This window comes from Halobacterium noricense (genome assembly GCF_021233435.1).
GTDB classification, from domain to species: domain Archaea; phylum Halobacteriota; class Halobacteria; order Halobacteriales; family Halobacteriaceae; genus Halobacterium; species Halobacterium noricense.
On record NZ_CP089468.1, the window covers coordinates 443,594 to 461,752 of the forward strand.

Here is an 18,159-nt window from a genome sequence, read left to right on the forward strand (position 1 = left end):
CCGCAGTCACGGGTTTTTTCGCAGCCGGCCCCGAACCGCCAGCCATGAGCGCTGTCTCTACTGGCCGCCCACGACTGCGCGCGGTCCTCGTCGCGTTCGGCGTCGCCCTCCTCGGTTTCGCGCTGGCGATTCCAGCAGGCCTCGTCGTCGGGAGCGTCTACACGGTCGCCACGGGCAACCAGATCGGTCCGGTGGCGAGTCTCGGCGTCTCGATGGTCTCGCTGCAGGGCATCGCGTTCCCGGCGGCCGCGTGGGTGTACGTCCGGCGGCGCGGGCTCTCGTGGGACTACGTGCCTGCCTCCGTCCCCGACCTCGACGACTTCAAGTACGTCGTCGGCGCGTACGTCGCCGCGTTCGCCGCGCTGTACGCCATCAGTGTCGTGCTCGCGCTCACCTCCACGGAAGCCGCGACGAACACGGGTGCGACGACCGCGCTCGAACACCCCGAAATCATTCCGTACCTGATTCCGCTCCAGTTGCTGCTCATCGGCCCGGGCGAGGAACTCCTCTTCCGCGGCATCATCCAGGGCCGGCTCCGCGAGCGCTTCGACGCGTGGCCCGCTATCGTCGTCGCATCGCTGGCGTTCGCGCCCGCACACATCCTCGCGCTCTCCGGCGGCCCGACGGCCGTCCTTGTCTCCATTAGCGTGCTGTTCGTGCCCAGCGTGCTGTTCGGGTACACGTACGAGAAGACCGGGAACATCGCCGTCCCCGCGCTCACGCACGGCCTCTACAACGCCACGCTGTTCACGCTGATGTACGTCGCGGTGACGTACGCGCCGGAAGCAACCGGCGAAGCGACATCGCTGCTCGCGTTCTAGTCGGCGGTTTCGAGATTTGCGAACGCTTCGTCGACGTACTCGCCGGTCTCCGCGACGATTTCCGCCCACGTCTCGTCGTCGGGCGCCATCCCGAGCAGTCGCGCGATGCGCATGATGGAGACGTGGTAGACGCGCTGTTTGCCGGGTTCCTCCTGCCAGACCACGACGTTGCACGGGAACAGCGCGCCGATTTTGTTGTCGCTGGCGTCCAGCGCCCTATCCGCGACCTCGGGGTTGCACGCGCCCAGCACGTAGTAGGGGTCGCGGTCCGCGTCGTCGGACTGCGGCCGACTGCCTGAGGCGCTTTGCGCCTCTCTGTCGACTTTCTCGTTGAGGAGCTCCGAGGGCGAGAACTCCGCGGGGAACCCGAAGCCGGCCTCGGAGAACGCCTCGCGGACGTGCTCGACGGCTTCCTCGTGGTCCATCGCCAGCACCGCCTGCTCCTCGCCGTACTCCTCGGGGTCGATGTCGCTGGGGTCATTCGGCAGCATACCCGGTAGTCCGAGCGCCGCGAAGATAAAGCCCGGCAAGCCAGCAGCGCGCTCGCCCACACTCCGACCTGCTACTCGCCCCAGTCGAACGCCGCGCTCGGGCCGCCGTCGGTGGCGGCAGCACTCGTGCGTCCGTCGCTGTTCGCACCAGCATCCCCGTCTGTGCCCCCGCCGGCGTCCTCCAGCACCTCGAACTCGCCGAGCAGCGCCGCGAGGTCTTCCGTGCGCTCCGCGAGCGCGGCCATCCGCTCGGCGACCTCGTCGGTCGCCGCGGTCTGCTCGTCGGCCGCCGCCGCGACCGTCTGTGCCTCAGCGGCGGTCTCTTCGCTGACGCTGCCGACCTCGTCGACCATCAGCGCGACGTCGCTGGTGGACTCGGCGCCCTGCTCGGTCGCCGCCGAAATCTCCTGCACGGCGGCGTTCACGTCCGTGACCTCGTCGACGATGGCGTCGAATTCGCGGAGCACGGTCTCGGCGTTCGCTATCTTCTCGTCGACCTCGTCGTTGACGTCGTCGATGGCGGCCACCGCCTCGTCGGCCTGCTCCGTCACCTCCGTGACGAGCGCGGAGATGTCGCCCGCCTGGTCGCTGGTTTCCGCCGCGAGCGTCTTCACCTCGTCGGCGACGACGGCGAACCCGTCGCCCTCGGCGCCCGTGCGCGCGGCCTCGATGGACGCGTTCAGCGCGAGCACGTTCGTCTCTTCGGCGATGTCCTCGATAACGGCGGTGATGCCGTCGATGCGGTCGACGGCGTCCGCCAGCGACGCCACCGTCTCCGCGACTGCACGGCTCTGCTCGCGGAGGTCGTGGAGTTCCTCGATGGTTTCCTCGACCTGCTCGCGGCCGGCTTTCCCGCGGTCGGCCGCGGATTGGGCGGTCTCGGCCACGTCGTCCGCACTCGCCGCAATTTCCTCGACCGACGCCGACAGCGTGTCCATCTCCGCGGCGACGTCGTTCAGGCGGTCGGTCTGCTGGGCGGCGCCCGCCGCAATTTCGTCCACGGAACTGCTCACTTCCGCGCTGTGCTCGGCGACGTCCGCGACCCGGCGGTCGGTCTCCCGGGACGTTGCGAGCACGTCGTCGGCGAACGACTGGATGTCCGCGACCGTGTCCCCCAGCGTCCCAACGAGCGCGTCGAAGTCCTCGACGACTTCGCGGTGCTCGGTGCCGACGTCAAGTCCCTCGGCGTCGATTGTCGCCGTCAGGTCGCCGCGCTGGGCAGCCTCCGTCGCCACCGACAGCGCGTCCACGAGCCGTTCGAGGCGCGCGGACTGCGCTTCGAGCTCGTCGGTCTTCGCCTCCAGCTCGCGCGTGTACGTCTCCATGCTGTCGGCCATCGCCGCGATGCTGTCCCCGAACTCGCCGGGCACCTCTTCGTCGAGCGCGGGGTCGTCGAACGCCTGTCGTGCGAGCGCGTCGGCCTGCCGGGACGCCGCCGCGAGGTTCGCCTGCATCTCCTCGAACGACCCCACGAGGTTCGCAATTTCGTCGCGGCGGTCGCTGTCCGGGACGTCGACGTCCTCGAACTCGCCCGCGGCAATCTCGGAGGCCGCCGCGTCGAGCGCGACCAGCGGCTCCACGAAGTCGCGCTTGGCGACGAGGTACGTGTTGTAGAACGCGACCGCCGACAGCACCAGCATCGCCGCGACGCCCGCGACCTGTACCGTTCCGCCCGCGAACAGGGCGAACGCCCCCATCGCGACCGCGCTCGCGAACTGCAGGCCGACCGCGGTCAGCATCTTCCGCTCGACCGACCCGTCCGCGCCGGCCAGCGCTATCGACCGCCAGAGCAGCGACTCGTACGTCCCCCGGAATGTCATGCCCGCGGCTTCGCGGGGACTCGTAAAAGGCAGCGACGGTGATTCCCAGAATCTCGGAGCTCGCTACTCGGTCGGCACGGGGCCGGTGCCGACGACTTCCCGGACGGCGTCCTCGAACTCGCGGCGCGTCTCGAAGTACGTGATGTCGACGTCTTCGAGGAGCGCTTCGAGTTTCTGGGAGCCGTCGGGCGTCCGGACGACCGAATCGCCCTCCTTGCGGGCGACCTCGCTCTTCTGCTGGGCCCACGTCAGTCGGGACGCCACGCGCGACAGCGGCGCGCCCTCGACCGGCTCGCCCTCGCCGAGTTCGACGGCGGGTTCCTCGTCCTCGTCGGTCTCGTCAGCCATACCCGGCGATTCGAGGGGGCGTGGATTCAACCTTTCGGAGCGTGGCCGAGCAACGCGAGGCCACGTTATGGCGAGCGGTGACCGCAGGGAACCGCGAGCAGCGTAGTCGAGAGTCACCGACCGACCCGCGAGCAGCGAGCCCTCCCGTCGCCCGCGCCGTCGAACGTCTGACGTACTGTTTTTACCCTGCACGTCTAACGGCCACGCATGACCAGCCTGGGGGAGACCTACGACCGGCGCGCGGGCGAGGCCAGCCAGCGACGCGTCTACCTCGGCACCGGCCTGTTCGCCGCGGGCGCGCTGCTCGTCGTCGGGGGGATTCTCGCCGGCGCGACGGGGCTCCTCATAAACAACGGCTTCGGGCAGTACGAGAGCCGGGAGATCGCGGGCATCCTCGCGGGATTGGGCGTCCCCGCGGTGTTCGTCGGCATCTTCACGGTGCTGCCCGCGAGCCGCGTCCAGCGCGCTGCCGCGGCCGTCGGTGCGGGCCTGACCGTCCTCGGCGTGATGTTGTTCCGGGCGACGTACCCGTACCTCTACGTCCCGAACTCGGGCGGCGTCCCGTCGACGGCGACGCTGGCGTTCGTGCTCGTCTACGCGGCCGGCATCATCACGACGTTCTGGTGTCTGTTCACCGCGGTCGCGACGTTCAAGACGCGCAACGACCCGGGCGGCAGCGTCACGCTCACCGTCACGAAGGACGGCGAGACGCACACCGTCGAGGTGCCCGCCGACGACGTCGAGAGCGCCCGCGAGAAACTCGCGTCCGGGAGTTTCGGCGGCGTCGGCGTCTTCGGTGGCGTCGAGGACCCCGACGAGCGCACTCGCGCGAACGCGTCCGAACCGAAGCCGTCGTCCCCGTCCACGCAGACAGAGTCGACGCCTGGCGCGTCCCCCTCGGTCTCGGACGGCGGCGCGGCCACCGACGACATCGCCTCGCCGCTCGACGACGCGGGCGACTCGCCCTCCGCGGGCGGCCCGACGCCGGACAAGTACTGCGGGAACTGCGCGCACTTCGAGTACGCCGGCAACGACGGCATGCAGCCGTACTGCGGGCTCTACGAGGAGGAGATGGCCGACATGGAAGCCTGCGAGTGGTGGGAGCGCAACGACCAGTAGTTACAGTTCTTCGAGCCGCACTTCGACGTCGTCCCAGTGACTGCCCTCCCAGAAGTACTGCCCGCAGTCCTCGCACTGCCAGACGGGCGAAGCGTCGTCGGGGACGTACTCCGGGAATTCGTTTCCTTCTCCATCGACTTCGTGGAGTTCGCCGTTGCACGCGCCGCAGCGCTCGCCCGGCGTCGGTGTCAGGTCCACGCCCGCGGCGGCGACTTCGCGGAGCTGGGCGTCGATGTCTTTGGACTCGACGAGGACGCTCTCGGGCGCTCGCTCGGCCAGTTTGCGGTCCCGCGTGACGAGCACGCAGTCCTCGCGGGCGGCGAGGTCACGAATCGCGTCGTCGTCCTCGACCCCCCGGTCCAGACAGTACGCGGCGTCGTGCCCGCACATCCGCAGAATGCGCGCGAGACTGCCGAGCATCGCGTCGAGCAGTAGTTTCACGAGTCGAGGAATTCGCGGAGGCCGTCCGCGTCCCGGGCGTTCAGCACGTCGCTGGCTTCCGCCCAGCCGCGGCGCGCGGTGTGGACGCCGTACTCGATGTAGTCGTACTCGCTGGTGGAGTGGGCGTCCGTGTTGACTGATATCGTCGCGCCCGCGTCGACGGCTGTCTGGACGACGCTTCCCCAGAGGTCGAGGCGGTGCGGGTTGCTGTTGATTTCGAGTGCGGTGCCGGCCTCCGCGGCGGCCTCCGCGAGCGCATCGGGGTCGAACTCCATCGCTGGACGGTCGTTGATGAGCCGGCCCGATGGGTGGCCGAGAATGTCGACGTGCTCGTGTTCGACGGCCGCAATCAGGCGCTCGGTCTGGTCGCCGCCGTCCTCCCCGAGGCCGCTGTGGGGGCTCGCAATCACGACGTCGAGGTCCGCGAGCACGTCGTCGCTGATGTCGACGACGTTCCCGTCGGTGTCGACGTTCGCCTCGATGCCGTGGAAGACGGTGATGTCGGCGTCCTCGCGGGCGGCCTCGATTTCGTCGACCTGCTCGTGGATGTCCGCGTCGGAGAGCCCGCTGTCCCCGAACACGCCCGGGCCCTCCGCGTGGTCGGTGATAGCGACGTAGTCGTGGCCGAACTCCGCGGCCCCCTCGACCATCTCGCGGGCCGTGAGGTCGCCGTCCGACCACTCCGTGTGCGCGTGCACGTCGCCGCGTACGTCGCCTTCCTCGATTAAGTCCGGGAGGTCGCCGGCGGCCGCAGCGTCGACCTCGCCGCGGTCCTCGCGCATCTCCGGCGGAATCAACGGCAGGCCGAGCGCGTCGTAGACGGCGTCCTCGGTTTCGCTGGCGAGCCGCTCGCCCACGCGCTGCCTTCCGTCGGCCCGCTGGTCCGACGACGTTCGCGAACCGTCGGTTCCTTCACCCGCGTCCGGGTCCTCCACGTCCGAGACGTCGAAGACGCCGTACTCGTTGACCTTCTTGTCCTGGTCGATGGCGTGGTTGCGCAGCGTGATGTTGTGGTCCTTGCTGCCCGTGAAGTACTGCAGCGCCGACCCGAACTCCTCGTCGACGACGACGCGGAGGTCGATGCGGAGCTGGTTCGACCGCACGCTCGTCTTCGTCGGCCCCAAGTCGAGGGTTTCGTCCACGCGGTCCCACCCCGTCAGCGCCTCGCCGACCGTCTCGCCGGCGTCGCTGGCGACGAGCACGTCCACGTCGCCGATAGTCTCGCGCCACCGCCGCGTCGACCCCGCAACCTCGACGCGCCCGACGGCGTCGAGGTCCGCGAGGAACGACCGCACGTCCTCGGCGATGGGGCGGCCGTTCCCCAGGAGTTCGCGCTCCTGGGCCTGCCGCGCGAACCCGATGTGGTCGAGGATGTTCTGCTCGGTCTTCGGTCCGAACCCCTCGACGTCCTGAATCTCGCCCGCCCGCGCGGCGTCTTCGAGGTCGTCCAAGGTCTGCACGCCGAGCGCGTCGTAGAGCTTCTTGACGGTCTTCGGCCCGACCCCCTCGACGGAGGTCAACTGTTCGATGTCCACCGGGAGCTTCTCGCGCTCCGCCTCTACCTCCTCGATTTCGCCGGTCTCGACGTACTCCACGACCTTCGACGCGATGGCGTCGCCGACGCCCTCAATCTTCTGGACGGCGTCGCTACCCTCCGCCGCGAGGTCCTCGACGGCTTCGGGGTAGTCCCGGATATTCGACGCCGCGCGCCGGTACGTGTTCGGCTTGTAGCCGACGTCCTGGGCCTCCAGCAGGTCGGCGTACGCTTCGAGCACGCTCGCGACCTCGTTGTTCCGGCTCATCGCTTGATGCCCTCCTCGTTGTCGTGGCCCAGCGCCTCCTTCAGGAACGAGAACCAGCGCTTCTTGTCCGCGCGCTCGCTGGCCTCGATTTCCGCCTCGATGCTCGTCGTCCCCAGCGATTCGAGCGCGTTCAGCGCCCGCTCGATGCCGATGATGGCGTTCACGAGTTCCTCGCCCTCCTCCCGCGTGATGTCCGCGTCTTCGAGGCGCTCGCGGCGCTGCAGCCGCTCCCGGCGCAGCAGCTTCTTCGCTTCCTGAATGTCCTCGCGGCGCTCGGCCGGCACCGTATCGAGTTTCTTCACCTCGAAGACGAACTCCCGTAACTCGAACTCCTCGCCCTGCACGTCGAGCGTGTCCGGAATCGACGCTCCCACCGTCGCGGCCTCCCGGTCGACGCGTTCGAGGAGCTGCTTCCGCTCGAACTCGCGCATACTCGTGTTACCGCCGGCTCCCGCAAAAGCCCCCCGGCTACTTCGACCCGAACTCGAACTATTCGGCTCTGGGTCTGCTTCCACCCGGGTATAGAAAGCCCCGAGGCTGTAGACTCGGTGCGCTCGCTGCGCGCGCTCCCTACGGTCGCGTGCTTGCTTCACGCGCCTTCGTCTACCGGGCGGTCGGCTCCGCCGACCGCCTCATGCCGTGGCGGCGAAGCCGCCACTCGAGCCTCGCCCCTTTCAGTCCCACCCACTACCGGCTGACCAACCGGCGGCGGGTGGACTGAAAGGGGCGGCGAGCTCGCGCTTGCTTGGTCGTCTCGCGACGCAAGCACCGCAGGCACGAGCGTAGCGAGTGACGAGGAGCACAGCGAGCGAACGACCGCGAATGCGTGGCCGACCGGAGGGAGGCCACGGAAATCGCGAACGGAGAGCGTAGCGACCCGTGAGCGAGCCCGCCGGGGCTTTCGAGGTGTCGTAGGCAACGAGGCCGTAGCAGACAACGAAGCCGTCACAGGCAACGAAGCCGTGTAGGTATCGAAGCCGTCGCCCGCGAAACAATCCGTACGGAGGCCCGAGACCCAAAACGATAACCACGCGCCCACCCAACCGCCGGTAATGGCGACGTGTGACCGGTGTGGCGAGCAGGAGTCGATGCCGTACCAGTGTCGGCTCTGCGGCGGCACGTTCTGTTCGAACCACAGGCTCCCGGAGAACCACGACTGTCCGGGCCTCGACGAGTGGAACGACCCCGGCGGCGTCTTCGACAGCGGGTTCGACGACAGCGTAGGCCAGTCCCAGGACAGCGGCGGGTTCGCGGCGAAAGTCCCGTTCGACACGGGACCGGGCGGCGTGCTCGGCTACTTCCGCGGGAACGTCTCGTTCGCGCTGCTCGCGGTGATGTGGCTGACGTTCGTGCTGCAGTACGCGGTCGCCCCCGCGCTGGGCGTGGAGGCGTACAGCCCGCAGTGGTTCAATATTTTCACCATCAACACGACGGAGCCGCTGGCCGTCTGGACGTGGGTGACGTCGGTGTTCGCCCACGGCGGCTTCGGCCACATCGTGTTGAACAGCATCGTGCTGTACTTCTTCGGCCCCGTGGTCGAGAAGCGCATCGGCTCCGGGAAGCTCGTGGGGCTGTTCGTGGTCGCGGGCGCGCTCGCCGGCCTCGCGCAGGTCGGCGCGGCGCTCGTGATGAACCCCTCGTGGTACGGCCAGCAACTTACACAGTTTACCGGCTCCGCGGTGCTCGGCGCGAGCGGTGCCATCGCGGCGCTGATGGGCGTGCTCACGGTGCTGAACCCGAACCTCCGCATCTACCTCTACTTCATCATCCCGATGCCGCTGTGGCTCGCGACGCTTTTGTTCGCGGGCTACTCCATCTTCGTCTCGACGGTCGGCGGCGGCATCGGTGCGGGCGGCGTGGCGCAGTTCGCGCACCTCGCCGGCCTCGGCATCGGCCTGCTGTACGGCGTGAAGCTCAAGCGCGAGGGCGAGCGGGCACCCAAGCAACTCCAGTTCGGCGGCCCCGGTGGGCCGGGCGGCCCGGGCGGCCCCGGCCGCCGGCGACCCTGACATGGAGGTCGTTCGCCCCGAGTTCCTCCCGGACCCGGACCGCTCCCACGAGGAGATGGAAGCCCTCCAGCGCGAGATAGCGGCGACGGCGTCCTTCGAGGACGACTTCGACTTCGACGTCGCGGACATCGAACTGGACGAGTCGCCGACGGACGCGCCGACGGCGGCGGGGAGCGTCGGCGAACAGGTCACGCTCACCGACAGCGACGCGCCCGTGGTCGTCGGCGTCGACCAAGCGTTCGTCGGGGACGACTACTCCGTGAGCGCCGCGGTCGCGATTCGAGACGGCCGCGTCGTCGAGCGCGCCGCGGGCCGCGCGGAACTGGAAGTGCCCTACATTCCCGGACTGTTGGCGTTCCGCGAGGGCGACGCCATCGTGGACGCGCTCGAATCGCTCTCCGTAGAGCCGGACGTGCTCGTGCTCGACGGGAGCGGCCGCATCCACTTCCGGCAGGCCGGCCTCGCGACGCACGTGGGCGTGCTCTTCGACGTTCCTGCCGTGGGCGTCGCGAAGAACCTGCTCTGCGGGACGCCCCGAGAGCCACTCGACGAACCGCTGCCGGAGGGCGCTCGCGTCGCCATCGAGGCCGACGACTCGATGGACGCACCCGAGGGGACCGTCGTCGGGTACGCCTACCAGTCCCGGCAGTACCCCAACCCCGAGAAGCGCCACGTCAACCCGCTCATCGTGAGTCCCGGCCACCGCGTCAGCGCCGAGACCACCGTGGACGTCGTAGAGGCGACCTGCACGGGGTACAAGCTCCCCGCGCCGACGCGGCTCGCGGACGCGTACGCCGACGACCTGAAGGACTGACCACGCGCGGACTACTCAACTGTTAACTGCGGGGGCAACGACCCACCGGGCATGGAGAAGGTCGCACTCGTTACGGGGTGTTCGTCGGGCATCGGCGCGGCAACCGCCCGATCGCTGCTCGCCGAGGAGTGGACGGTCGTCGCGACCGCCCGGGACACCGACGACCTCGCGGCGCTCGCCGACGAGGGCTGTGAGACTGCCGAGCTCGACGTCACGAAGCCCGCGCAGTGCCGGAACGTCGTCGACGAGGTCGTCGCGGACCACGGCCGACTGGATTGTCTCGTGAACAACGCCGGCTACGCCCAACTCGGGCCGCTGGAGGACATCCCTACCAGAGAGCTCCACCGGCAGTTCGACGTGAACGTCTACGGCCCGCACCGCCTGATTCGCGCCGCGCTCCCACACATGCGCGAGCGCGAGGACGGCACCATCGTCAACGTCTCCAGCGTCTCCGGACGCGTCGCGACGCCGGGGATGGGCGCGTACAACGGCTCGAAGTTCGCGCTCGAAGGGATGAGCGACGCGCTCCGCGCGGAGGTCGCGCCCGACGACGTCGACGTCGCCATCGTCGAACCCGGACCGGTCGAAACCTCGTTCTCGGAGCGCGTCGAAGCGGAAATCGAGGGCCTGGACCGCAGCGGCGCCTACGAGAAGATCTACTCGTTCTTCGAGGACGCCAGCGCGGTCAACGGCGTCGGCGCGGTCCCGCCCGAGAAAGTCGCGGAAGTCATCACGGAGGCCGCGGTCAGCCCCGACCCGAAGTCGCGGTACCCCGTCGGGACGCCGGGTCGCGTCGGCGTGCTCGCACGCTTCCTCCCGGACCGCTGGTTGGACGCCGGCTACCGGCTGCTCCACCGCTTCGCCTGACTACTCGTCGAGACAGGCCGCGACGACGCGCAGCGGACGCTCGCCCCGCACTTCGTCGGCGAGCAGCGGGACGCGAGCCACGTCGTAGTTTCTGAACAGTTCCTGGGCGTCCGCGAGCGCGGCTTGCTGGACGTCCCAGCGGCGCGCGCAGAACTCACAGCCCTCGTGGTTCGGCGCGACGAACGCGTCGCCGGGGACGTCCGCGGCGTCTGCCAGCGGCTCCATCACGCGGTTGACGACGACGGTCCCCACGGGAACGCCGAACTCGTCGAGGCGGTCGGTGAGCCGTTGGGCTTCCAGCACGCTCATCTCCTCGGGCACGAGCACGACGCGGAAGTCGGTTCGTGCCGGGTCCGTGAGCACGTCACGGAGCCGTTCGACGCGCTCCTCGACGGCGTCGAGGTTCCCGAAGCCGGGCTGTTCGTCCTCGCCGTCGCCCTGTCCGAACATCCCCGTGAGGTCGTCCATCATCCCGCCGAAGCGGTCGCGCAGCTGCATCATGCGGCCGACCATCGAGTCCAACACCTCCGGGAGTTCCAGCAGTCGGAGCGTGTGGCCCGTGGGCGCGGTGTCGACGACGACGCGGTCGAAGCGCTCGTCGTCCATGTATTCGAGGAGGAGTTGAACCGCGGCGGCCTCGTCTGCGCCGGGCATCATCGCGCCGTCGTCGCCAGCGCCGCCCGCGCCGCCGAGCAATTCGTCGAGACCGCCCGTGAATCCGCCGTCCTGCCCGAACATGCCGGCCTGCGAGAGCGCGTCGTCGGGGTCGATTTCGACCGCCCACAGCGGGCTGTCCTCGCGCACCTTCGCGGGCCGGCTCGGCACGTCGAACTCCAGCGTGTCCGACAGCGAGTGCGCGGGGTCCGTCGACACCACGAGCGTGGCGGTGCCGTCGTTCGCGCTCGCCAGCGCGGTCGCCGCCGCCATCGTCGTCTTCCCCACGCCACCCTTTCCGCCGTACAGCACGTACTCGGCGGTGTCGCTGACTACCCCGGGGTCGAGGGAGTCGACCGCCTCGACCTCGATTTCGTCCATACACGGAGTGGACGACCCAGCGGGGTCAATCCGTCGGTCGCGGTCCTCACGGGCAGCGTCCCGAACGTCTTGGCCGGAGCAGTTTTCCGCGCAGAGCGTGACACTAGCCCGCATGGAGGGCGTACTGAACGAGCGCACGGCGACCGTGCACAAGAAGGGGGTGGAGAACCCCTACAGCCGGACGAAGTGTGGCGCGACCAACGACGTGGGCCACGACGACATCCGGACGGTCGCCGTCGAGCGCGCGCTCGACGACTTCGACGCCTGCCGCTGCGGGCGGTGTTTCTCGGACGCGGGCGGCTACTGAGCTACCGGTCCGCGAAGTAGGCCGCGAGCCGGTCGGCCGCTTCCTCGGCGCGTGGTGTGACGAGCGCGAACCGCAGCCACTCCTCGCGCGCGGTCCCGAACTCGGAGCCGGGCATCCCCGCGACGCCGGCCTCGTCGATGAGCTCGAACGTGTTCTCCAGCGTGCCGGGGAACTCCGGGAAGCGCGCGAGCACGTAGAAACTGCCGTCGGGCTCGGTGTACTCCGCGCCCGCGTCGTCCAGCGCCGACGTGAACGTGTCCACGCGCTCTCGCAGCGTCTCCCGGGTCTGCTCGTAGTACTCCGGCTCGGTCTCGCGGAGCGCGTGCAGGACGGCGGCTTGCCCCGGGCGCGTCGTTGCCACGTTCGTCAGCATGTGCCGGGACTTCATCGGCTCGACGTGGCGCTCGGGCACGATGCAGTACCCCACCCGGAACCCCGTGATGGCCAGCGACTTCGAGAACGCGTTCACGACGATGCGGTGCTCCGACTCGAATTCCAGCGCGGAGGTGAACCGCCCGGAGAAGTCGAAGTGGTCGTACACCTCGTCGCTGACGAGGATGGCGTCGTACTCCTCGGCGACGGCGACGAGTTCGCGCATCGTCTCCTCGCTGTACACCGCACCTGTGGGGTTGTTCGGCGTCGTCGCCATGATGCACGCCGTGTCCTCGCTGGCGGCGGCGCGCACGTCAGCGGGGTCGAGGCTCCCGTCTTCGGCCGTTTCGACGAACACCTGCTCGCCGCCGAGCATGTTCGTCTTCCCCGGGTAGTAGGGGTAGACCGGGTCGGTCATCACGACTTCGTCGCCCGCGCCGCGTTCGAGCGCGCGCCCCATCCCGAGGTAGTTCGCCTCGCCCGCGCCGTTCGTGACGATGACCTGCTCGACGGGGACCTGTCGGCGCGCCGCGATTTCCTCGCGGAGCTCCCGGAGCCCCTCGCTGGGCGGGTACTGGAACTGGCGGCCGCCCGTGTCGGCGTACTCGTGGAGGCCCTCCGCGAGCGCAGGCGGCGACCCCCAGTCGGGGTTCCCCGAGACCATGTTCACCACGTCGGTGTCTGACTTCACCGCGTACTCCATCACGCGGAAGAACAGCGGCTCCTCGTACTCCATACACCAGCGTCTCCGTCCCGCCACGTGGCTCTTTCGCCCGCGGAAACGGGCGGCAGTTGCCGGTACTGTGCGGTTGATTCGCCGGCCGGCCGTCGGTCCATCCATGACCGACTACACTGCACGCGTCCGCGAGTACTACGACGCCGTGGACGCCGACCGCATCGACGACCTTCTCGCCCTGTTCGACGACGACGTCGTCTACGACCGGCCGGGGCAGCCGCCAATCGAGGGCAAGGCCGACCTCGAAGCGTTCTACCGCGAGGGCCGCCCGCTCGAAGACGGCAGTCACACCGTCCACGACGTGCTCGTGGACGGGTCTCGTGCGGCCGTCCGTGGGACGTTCTCGGGCGTGCAGGACGGCGAGCCGGTCGAGTTCGGCTTCGCGGACGTCCACGTCTTCGAGAACGGTCGCATCGCACAGCGTTACACGTACACCGACCGCGACACCGTCTAACGCCACCACCTTCTTGCTCGCCGGCGCGGTAGCCCCGAGCATGCGCGAGTACGCCGCCGACCCGCCGATAGAGGAGGAACTCAACGACGTGCTCCCGGAGGCCGGCCACACCGTCGCGACCGCCGAATCCTGTACCGGGGGGCTCATCGGGTCGCTGCTGACCGACGTATCGGGGTCCAGCGACTACTTCGACCGCGCGCTGGTGACGTACACGTACGACGCCAAACTCGACACCGGGGTCTCCCGCGAGGCGCTGGACGAACACGGCGCCGTCAGCGAGCCCGTCGCCCGACAGATGGCGCAGGCGACCCGCGACGCCGCCGGCACGAGGTGGGGCGTCTCCACGACCGGCATCGCCGGCCCGACCGGCGGAAGCGAGGCCAAGCCCGTCGGAACCGTCTACATCGGCGTCGCGTACGCCGGCGAGTGGGGCACGCAGTCCAGCTACACGGCCGTCGAGCGCCGGGAGTTCGACGGCACGCGCACCGAAATCAAAGAACAGGTTGCGCGGCGCGCGCTCCGCAAACTCCGCGAGGAAGTCGAGGAAGTCCGCAGGTAGCGGCCGCGTGCCGAAACGGTCACGTGGCCGCGTGCTCTCGACCCCGATAATGAACAAGGGCGACCACATCCTCAACGGCATCCTGCTCGCCATCGGGCTGGGTTACGTGCTCTATCCGTCGGGTGGCGTCGAGACGCTGCGCACCATCGCCGCCGTGCTCATTCCCGTCGTGCTGGGCGCGCTGTTCCCGGACGTCGACACCGACTTCGGGAAACACCGCAAGACCCTCCACAACATCCCGGTGCTGGCGCTCTTGTACGTCTTCCCGATGTACTTCGGGAACCTCCAGTACGTCTGGATTGGCGTCGCCACGCACTACGTGCTCGACGTCGTCGGGAGCAAGCGCGGCATCGCGCTGTTCTACCCGCTCTCCGACCAGGAGTACGGGCTGCCGGTCGGCGTCACCACGGTCTCGAAGTACGCCAGCACGGTCACCGTCGTCATCACGCTCGTCGAACTCGCGGCCATCGCGGTCGTCGTCCACGTCGCCCCGCAGTACGTTCCGACCGACGCCGTCAGCGGCCTGCTCTAGTAGACGGCGACGTCGTCGAACTCGCCGCCGTACGCGATGTGACGGGGGTGAGTGGGCTCCATGCCCGAGAGGAGGAGGCGGTCGACCTTCTCCCAGGTGTTCTCGTACGCGAGGTGGGCCTTCTCCACCAGTTCGCGCGCCCGGAACCGCGGATTCCGCTGGTGGTAGGTCCGCCGCGCCACGCCCGATGTGAGCGCGTCTACGAGGTCCGCTTCCGACTGGATGTCGGCGTCGAACTCCGTCCAGACGCCGCCCACGGTCGCCGCGCGGTGGGCGTACGAGGACGCGAACGCGGGGATGTCGTAGCCGTCAGCGAGCGCTCGCGCGCGGTCGTTGTCCCACGGGAAGTGCTTCGGGTTGTACGTCTCCACGGCGTCGACGTCCTCGCGGAACCGCTCGATTTCCGTGGCCGTCAGACTCACCGTCAGGTACTCCGGGTGAGGGGCGAGCACGGCGGCGTCTTGCTCGCGGAATGCCGCGAACGCGCCGTCCAGCGTCACGAAGTCCGGCACCGGGTCGTCGAGGCCGACCGCGAGCACGTGCTTGCGGTCCCGCCACGACCCCGTGAACACCTCGCGGCCGGGCACCACCAGTAGCTCCTCGTCCGAGTACTCGGCCGCGCGCTCGCGGGCGTCCGGCAGCCGCGTGAAGTGCGGGGCGTACACCAGCACGTCGATGCCGGCGGCCTTCGCGCGGCGGACCGCGTCGTCGTCGAGCACCTTCGCGTGGAGGTCGACCCGTGTCGTCGGCACGTGCCCGGATTCGTCAGCCGAGGATTAGCGGCTTACGGTTCCGGCCGATAAACTCCGCGCCCGCTGTTGGGCGTTCGCGGCCGTTTATGCCCGTGGCGACCCAACTGCCGGTATGAGTCTGCATCTACTCTCCGAGGACCTCGTGCCCGAGCACGCGCTCGACGTCAATCGCGACGCCCGGGACTTCGCCGAGAAATTCGGTAGATGAGCGTTAATACCCGACTAAACGGCGTCTCACTGGCGATAATTTGTCTGACAGGGCGCAGACAAATAGCGGACGGAGCGGGTTCAGTGGTCGAGAAAGCGACACAAGGTTTATTTGCGCGCTCAGGTTACAGAGAGCTATGTCTGCGTGGGAGTGCGCGATTGTCGGTTGTGGGTCGACGTTCGGGAGCGTCGAGGCGCTGTTGGCCCATCAGGTCGCGGACCACGACGCTCACGAGTGCGAAATCTGCGGGGAGACGGTCCCCGAGGGCTTCTTCGCCATCAAACACGGGCTCCGCGAGCACACGCGCGCCGAGTACGTCCGATTCTACGACGGCGACGCCGAAGCCATCCGCGAGCGCGAGCGCGTGCTCGACGACGTCGCCGAGGAACTCGACCCGTCGGTGCTCGAAGACCTTCTGAGCGACGAACCCGTCGACGTCGGCGAGGCCACCGACGCCGCGCACGCCACCACGAGCTAGCTTCTCTGGCCGCGTTCGTAAGCAATTTGCCGCGCCTCCGTGACGTCCAGCCATGCGACTCGCACGACTCCGGACCGACGACGGCCTCGTCGAGGGCGAGTACCGCGACGGCGTCGTCGCCACCGAGGATACCGAGTACGTCGTCGGCGAAGATGGCACGCTTGCGCCGCCCTGTGACCCGTCGGCGCTGTACTGCGTCGGGCGCAACTACGCCGAGACGCTCGACCAGATGGACTACGAGCGCCCCGAGCAGCCCGACTTCTTCATCAAGCCGCCGGTCTCCGTGGTCGGCCACGGCGACGACGTGCCCTACCCGACGTTCACGGACGAATTGACGTACGCGGGCGAACTCGCGGCCGTCGTCGGCGAGCGCTGCCACCGCGTCGACGAGAGCGACGTGCCGGACGTGCTCCGCGGGTTCACCGTGATGAACGACCTCGACGCGCTCGACCAGCCCGGACGCACCGCGCGCAAGGCCTTCGACGGCTCCGGGCCGCTCGGGCCGTGGATCGAGACCGACGTCGACCCGCGCGGCATCGACATGCACACCGACGTCGCGGGCGAGCGCCGTCAGGAAGCCAACACCGAACTCATGCTGTTCGACCCTTACGAGGTCGTCTCGTTCCTCTCCGAGCGGTTCACGTTCCAGCCCGGGGACGTCGTCGCGTTCGGCAGCCCCGCGAATCCGGGACTCGTCGAACCCGGCGACACCGTCGAAATCACCTACGAGGGCGTCGGCACGCTCGAAAACACCATCGTCGAATCGCAGAACTGAGCCGCGACCGCTACCGTTCTTCGGAATACGCTCGCGGCTACGCCGCTCGCGCTGCTTGAGGAGCGCTTTTAGCGCTCCTCACTGGTTTCGTGAGCGACAGCGAACGAGACGTCGAAGAACGCGTTACCGTTCTTCGGAATCCAGCACGCGAATCTGGTCGCCACGGACCGTCACGCGCCCACTTTTTGCTTCGTCGGATCGCCGGAGGCGACCACTCCTTGCAAAAACGTGGTGAAAAACGACCTGCTCGCGCCCGCCGGACGCGAGCAGTGAACCCCCTCGCTCTGCTCGGCGGACGTTACCATTCTTCGGAATACGCTCGCGGCTACGCCGCTCGCGCTGCTTGAGGAGCGCTTTTAGCGCTCCTCACTGGTTTCGTGAGCGACAGCGAACGAGACGTCGAAGAACGCGTTACCGTTCTTCGGAATCCAGCACGCGAATCTGGTCGCCACGGACCGTCACCGGAATCGGGACGGTGGCCTCGTACAGTTCGACGGTGACCTGGTCTTTGCTCTCGTCGATGCGCTGGACTTGGGCCTTCTCGCCCTTGAACGGGCCGGCGATGAGTTCGACGATGTCGCCCTCCGCGATGCCCTCGACGTCGGGCTTCGGGGAGAGGAAGTGCTCGACCTCGCTGATGCCGGATTCGCCGGGGACGAGGCTGCGGGCGTGAGGAATCTCCTCCATCACGCGCTCGATGATGTTGTGGTCGTCTGCTTCGACCATCACGTAGCTGGTGAGCGCGTCCGGTGCCAGCACCGCGTGAATCTCGTCGGCTTCGCGGTTGGCAATCATACTGGCGACGGTCTGCTCCTGGCTCGCGGTGGTCTTGACGGCGTACACGCCCATCTTATATCACCGACGTGACTGCTTCCATCACCAGGAAGATGACGAAGCCGAGCAGGCCGACCAGCAGGATGCCGGCACCGGCGATTTTCGAAATCTGGGAGAACTCCTCCCACGACGGCGTGCTCGCCAGCCGGAGCACGCGCGTATACGCGGAAAGCTCTAGGGGAACGTCCATACACGTGTAGAGTCGGCGGGCGCTCTTTTATCTATTGATGCCGCGCGAGGGGCGGCCCGCTCGTTTATCGGTGCGGGCGACGTACATCCACTGGTATGCCAGAAGAAATCCTCTTCGAGTCCGAGAGCGACCGTAGTCGCGAGGAAATCGCCACGTACCTCCGCACCGTCGCGGACAATCTCGAATCCGGCGGCGCAATCACGTTGAAAGCGAGCGGCGACGAGGTCACCCTCGACCCGCCGAGTCGCCCGACGTTCGAGGTCAAAGCCGAACGCGAGGGACCGGCCGACGGCCCGAAAGAACTGAGCGTCGAGTTCGAATTCGAGTGGCCCGAGGACGGCGAGGCAGCCGGCGAGAGCGGCGAACTCGAAATCGAGTAGTCGTAGCGGTGCGGG

General features: G+C 68.5%; 23 protein-coding genes. 12 read left to right on the forward strand and 11 right to left on the reverse strand.

All coding sequences use genetic code 11. The annotated features are described in order from the left end of the window. Positions 1-44 precede the first annotated feature (44 nt). Positions 45-821 (forward strand): CPBP family intramembrane glutamic endopeptidase, encoded by a 777-nt coding sequence (locus LT974_RS02495; RefSeq protein WP_232589081.1) that lies wholly within the window; start codon positions 45-47, stop codon positions 819-821. On the opposite strand, the gene LT974_RS02500 is transcribed toward LT974_RS02495, so the two are convergent. The 3 genes from LT974_RS02500 to LT974_RS02510 all read right to left on the reverse strand — a co-directional run bounded on the left by LT974_RS02500 (position 818) and on the right by LT974_RS02510 (position 3,480). Then, positions 818-1,312 carry a DUF302 domain-containing protein gene (locus LT974_RS02500; RefSeq protein ID WP_232589082.1) on the reverse strand — a complete coding sequence of 165 codons (495 nt, stop codon included), beginning with the start codon at positions 1,310-1,312 and terminating at the stop codon, positions 818-820. The two genes, LT974_RS02495 and LT974_RS02500, sit on opposite strands and share 4 nt — an antisense overlap. 71 nt (positions 1,313-1,383) lie before the next feature. Then, positions 1,384-3,132 (reverse strand): methyl-accepting chemotaxis protein, encoded by a 1,749-nt coding sequence (locus LT974_RS02505; RefSeq protein ID WP_269785431.1) that lies wholly within the window; start codon positions 3,130-3,132, stop codon positions 1,384-1,386. Between the two features lie 63 nt (positions 3,133-3,195). Beyond that, a complete protein-coding gene (locus LT974_RS02510) occupies positions 3,196-3,480 on the reverse strand; it encodes a DUF5789 family protein (RefSeq protein ID WP_232589083.1) in 285 nt (94 codons plus the stop codon). A gap of 207 nt (positions 3,481-3,687) precedes the next feature. Here LT974_RS02510 and LT974_RS02515 point away from each other — a divergent pair, with 207 nt between their 5' ends. Further along, complete coding sequence (locus LT974_RS02515) at positions 3,688-4,599, forward strand: DUF7139 domain-containing protein (RefSeq protein WP_232589084.1); 912 nt, start codon at positions 3,688-3,690, stop codon at positions 4,597-4,599. On the opposite strand, the gene LT974_RS02520 is transcribed toward LT974_RS02515, so the two are convergent. The 3 genes from LT974_RS02520 to LT974_RS02530 are packed head-to-tail and all read right to left on the reverse strand — an operon-like array spanning position 4,600 to position 7,273. Then, positions 4,600-5,040 carry a DUF5615 family PIN-like protein gene (locus LT974_RS02520; RefSeq protein ID WP_232589085.1) on the reverse strand — a complete coding sequence of 147 codons (441 nt, stop codon included), beginning with the start codon at positions 5,038-5,040 and terminating at the stop codon, positions 4,600-4,602. It abuts the gene before it with no gap. Next, positions 5,037-6,842 (reverse strand): helix-hairpin-helix domain-containing protein, encoded by a 1,806-nt coding sequence (locus LT974_RS02525; RefSeq protein ID WP_232589087.1) that lies wholly within the window; start codon positions 6,840-6,842, stop codon positions 5,037-5,039. Before LT974_RS02525 ends, LT974_RS02520 begins: the two co-directional genes overlap by 4 nt. Continuing rightward, complete coding sequence (locus tag LT974_RS02530) at positions 6,839-7,273, reverse strand: DUF5788 family protein (RefSeq protein ID WP_232589088.1); 435 nt, start codon at positions 7,271-7,273, stop codon at positions 6,839-6,841. The genes LT974_RS02525 and LT974_RS02530 overlap by 4 nt, the downstream gene beginning before the upstream one ends. Positions 7,274-7,894: 621 nt before the next feature. Here LT974_RS02530 and LT974_RS02535 point away from each other — a divergent pair. The 3 genes from LT974_RS02535 to LT974_RS02545 are packed head-to-tail and all read left to right on the forward strand — an operon-like array spanning position 7,895 to position 10,532. Continuing rightward, positions 7,895-8,851, forward strand: coding sequence for a rhomboid family intramembrane serine protease (locus LT974_RS02535; RefSeq protein WP_232589089.1), 957 nt, complete (start codon positions 7,895-7,897; stop codon positions 8,849-8,851). 1 nt (position 8,852) lies between these two features. Continuing rightward, the gene (locus LT974_RS02540; RefSeq protein WP_232589090.1) at positions 8,853-9,665 is read left to right on the forward strand and encodes an endonuclease V; all 813 of its coding nucleotides are present in this window, start codon (positions 8,853-8,855) and stop codon (positions 9,663-9,665) included. A 51-nt stretch (positions 9,666-9,716) separates the two neighbouring features. Continuing rightward, on the forward strand, positions 9,717-10,532 hold the full coding sequence (locus tag LT974_RS02545; RefSeq protein WP_232589091.1) for an SDR family oxidoreductase: 816 nt from the start codon (positions 9,717-9,719) through the stop codon (positions 10,530-10,532). Here the strand turns inward: LT974_RS02545 and LT974_RS02550 are convergent, their stop codons facing one another. Continuing rightward, entirely contained in the window at positions 10,533-11,567 is a 1,035-nt protein-coding gene (locus LT974_RS02550) for an ArsA family ATPase (RefSeq protein WP_232589092.1), read from the reverse strand. Positions 11,568-11,679: 112 nt separating this feature from the next. Between LT974_RS02550 and LT974_RS02555 the strand changes: the two genes are divergently transcribed. Next, the gene (locus LT974_RS02555) at positions 11,680-11,874 is read left to right on the forward strand and encodes a hypothetical protein (protein ID WP_232589093.1); all 195 of its coding nucleotides are present in this window, start codon (positions 11,680-11,682) and stop codon (positions 11,872-11,874) included. A gap of 1 nt (position 11,875) precedes the next feature. Here LT974_RS02555 and LT974_RS02560 read toward each other — a convergent pair whose 3' ends face one another. Next, complete coding sequence (locus tag LT974_RS02560; RefSeq protein WP_232589094.1) at positions 11,876-12,982, reverse strand: pyridoxal phosphate-dependent aminotransferase; 1,107 nt, start codon at positions 12,980-12,982, stop codon at positions 11,876-11,878. Between the two features lie 103 nt (positions 12,983-13,085). On the opposite strand from LT974_RS02560, the gene LT974_RS02565 reads away from it, so the two are divergent. The 3 genes from LT974_RS02565 to LT974_RS02575 are packed head-to-tail and all read left to right on the forward strand — an operon-like array spanning position 13,086 to position 14,527. Further along, on the forward strand, positions 13,086-13,436 hold the full coding sequence (locus LT974_RS02565; RefSeq protein ID WP_232589095.1) for a nuclear transport factor 2 family protein: 351 nt from the start codon (positions 13,086-13,088) through the stop codon (positions 13,434-13,436). Positions 13,437-13,476: 40 nt separating this feature from the next. Next, positions 13,477-13,995, forward strand: coding sequence for a CinA family protein (locus tag LT974_RS02570; protein WP_232589096.1), 519 nt, complete (start codon positions 13,477-13,479; stop codon positions 13,993-13,995). Between the two features lie 49 nt (positions 13,996-14,044). Then, a complete protein-coding gene (locus LT974_RS02575) occupies positions 14,045-14,527 on the forward strand; it encodes a metal-dependent hydrolase (RefSeq protein ID WP_232589097.1) in 483 nt (160 codons plus the stop codon). Here LT974_RS02575 and LT974_RS02580 read toward each other — a convergent pair. After that, positions 14,524-15,279: a PHP-associated domain-containing protein gene (locus LT974_RS02580; RefSeq protein ID WP_232589098.1), complete on the reverse strand. Its 756-nt coding sequence runs from the start codon at positions 15,277-15,279 to the stop codon at positions 14,524-14,526. The genes LT974_RS02575 and LT974_RS02580 overlap by 4 nt on opposite strands. Before the next feature lie 344 nt (positions 15,280-15,623). On the opposite strand from LT974_RS02580, the gene LT974_RS02585 reads away from it, so the two are divergent. After that, a complete protein-coding gene (locus LT974_RS02585; protein ID WP_232589099.1) occupies positions 15,624-15,965 on the forward strand; it encodes a DUF7565 family protein in 342 nt (113 codons plus the stop codon). A gap of 52 nt (positions 15,966-16,017) precedes the next feature. Continuing rightward, a complete protein-coding gene (locus LT974_RS02590) occupies positions 16,018-16,740 on the forward strand; it encodes a fumarylacetoacetate hydrolase family protein (protein WP_232589100.1) in 723 nt (240 codons plus the stop codon). Between the two features lie 411 nt (positions 16,741-17,151). Here the strand turns inward: LT974_RS02590 and LT974_RS02595 are convergent, their stop codons facing one another. Beyond that, entirely contained in the window at positions 17,152-17,589 is a 438-nt protein-coding gene (locus tag LT974_RS02595) for a transcription elongation factor Spt5 (RefSeq protein WP_058981570.1), read from the reverse strand. Between the two features lies 1 nt (position 17,590). Further along, complete coding sequence (locus LT974_RS02600) at positions 17,591-17,764, reverse strand: protein translocase SEC61 complex subunit gamma (protein ID WP_230887710.1); 174 nt, start codon at positions 17,762-17,764, stop codon at positions 17,591-17,593. Between the two features lie 95 nt (positions 17,765-17,859). On the opposite strand from LT974_RS02600, the gene LT974_RS02605 reads away from it, so the two are divergent. Further along, complete coding sequence (locus LT974_RS02605) at positions 17,860-18,144, forward strand: amphi-Trp domain-containing protein (protein ID WP_232589101.1); 285 nt, start codon at positions 17,860-17,862, stop codon at positions 18,142-18,144. Positions 18,145-18,159 lie beyond the last annotated feature (15 nt).

What these genes read in the sequence shown, in the direction of transcription:
- LT974_RS02530 (WP_232589088.1), bottom strand. Translation starts at nt 7,273, where the DNA reads ATGCGCGAGTTCGAGCGGAAGCAGCTCCTCGAACGCGTCGACCGGGAG.
- LT974_RS02535 (WP_232589089.1), top strand. Translation starts at nt 7,895, where the DNA reads ATGGCGACGTGTGACCGGTGTGGCGAGCAGGAGTCGATGCCGTACCAG.
- LT974_RS02585 (WP_232589099.1), top strand. Translation starts at nt 15,624, where the DNA reads ATGTCTGCGTGGGAGTGCGCGATTGTCGGTTGTGGGTCGACGTTCGGG.
- LT974_RS02515 (WP_232589084.1), top strand. Translation starts at nt 3,688, where the DNA reads ATGACCAGCCTGGGGGAGACCTACGACCGGCGCGCGGGCGAGGCCAGC.
- LT974_RS02595 (WP_058981570.1), bottom strand. Translation starts at nt 17,589, where the DNA reads ATGGGCGTGTACGCCGTCAAGACCACCGCGAGCCAGGAGCAGACCGTC.
- LT974_RS02590 (WP_232589100.1), top strand. Translation starts at nt 16,018, where the DNA reads ATGCGACTCGCACGACTCCGGACCGACGACGGCCTCGTCGAGGGCGAG.
- LT974_RS02545 (WP_232589091.1), top strand. Translation starts at nt 9,717, where the DNA reads ATGGAGAAGGTCGCACTCGTTACGGGGTGTTCGTCGGGCATCGGCGCG.
- LT974_RS02575 (WP_232589097.1), top strand. Translation starts at nt 14,045, where the DNA reads ATGAACAAGGGCGACCACATCCTCAACGGCATCCTGCTCGCCATCGGG.
- LT974_RS02560 (WP_232589094.1), bottom strand. Translation starts at nt 12,982, where the DNA reads ATGGAGTACGAGGAGCCGCTGTTCTTCCGCGTGATGGAGTACGCGGTG.
- LT974_RS02555 (WP_232589093.1), top strand. Translation starts at nt 11,680, where the DNA reads ATGGAGGGCGTACTGAACGAGCGCACGGCGACCGTGCACAAGAAGGGG.
- LT974_RS02565 (WP_232589095.1), top strand. Translation starts at nt 13,086, where the DNA reads ATGACCGACTACACTGCACGCGTCCGCGAGTACTACGACGCCGTGGAC.
- LT974_RS02495 (WP_232589081.1), top strand. Translation starts at nt 45, where the DNA reads ATGAGCGCTGTCTCTACTGGCCGCCCACGACTGCGCGCGGTCCTCGTC.
- LT974_RS02550 (WP_232589092.1), bottom strand. Translation starts at nt 11,567, where the DNA reads ATGGACGAAATCGAGGTCGAGGCGGTCGACTCCCTCGACCCCGGGGTA.
- LT974_RS02510 (WP_232589083.1), bottom strand. Translation starts at nt 3,480, where the DNA reads ATGGCTGACGAGACCGACGAGGACGAGGAACCCGCCGTCGAACTCGGC.
- LT974_RS02500 (WP_232589082.1), bottom strand. Translation starts at nt 1,312, where the DNA reads ATGCTGCCGAATGACCCCAGCGACATCGACCCCGAGGAGTACGGCGAG.
- LT974_RS02505 (WP_269785431.1), bottom strand. Translation starts at nt 3,132, where the DNA reads ATGACATTCCGGGGGACGTACGAGTCGCTGCTCTGGCGGTCGATAGCG.
- LT974_RS02605 (WP_232589101.1), top strand. Translation starts at nt 17,860, where the DNA reads ATGCCAGAAGAAATCCTCTTCGAGTCCGAGAGCGACCGTAGTCGCGAG.
- LT974_RS02570 (WP_232589096.1), top strand. Translation starts at nt 13,477, where the DNA reads ATGCGCGAGTACGCCGCCGACCCGCCGATAGAGGAGGAACTCAACGAC.
- LT974_RS02525 (WP_232589087.1), bottom strand. Translation starts at nt 6,842, where the DNA reads ATGAGCCGGAACAACGAGGTCGCGAGCGTGCTCGAAGCGTACGCCGAC.
- LT974_RS02540 (WP_232589090.1), top strand. Translation starts at nt 8,853, where the DNA reads ATGGAGGTCGTTCGCCCCGAGTTCCTCCCGGACCCGGACCGCTCCCAC.
- LT974_RS02600 (WP_230887710.1), bottom strand. Translation starts at nt 17,764, where the DNA reads ATGGACGTTCCCCTAGAGCTTTCCGCGTATACGCGCGTGCTCCGGCTG.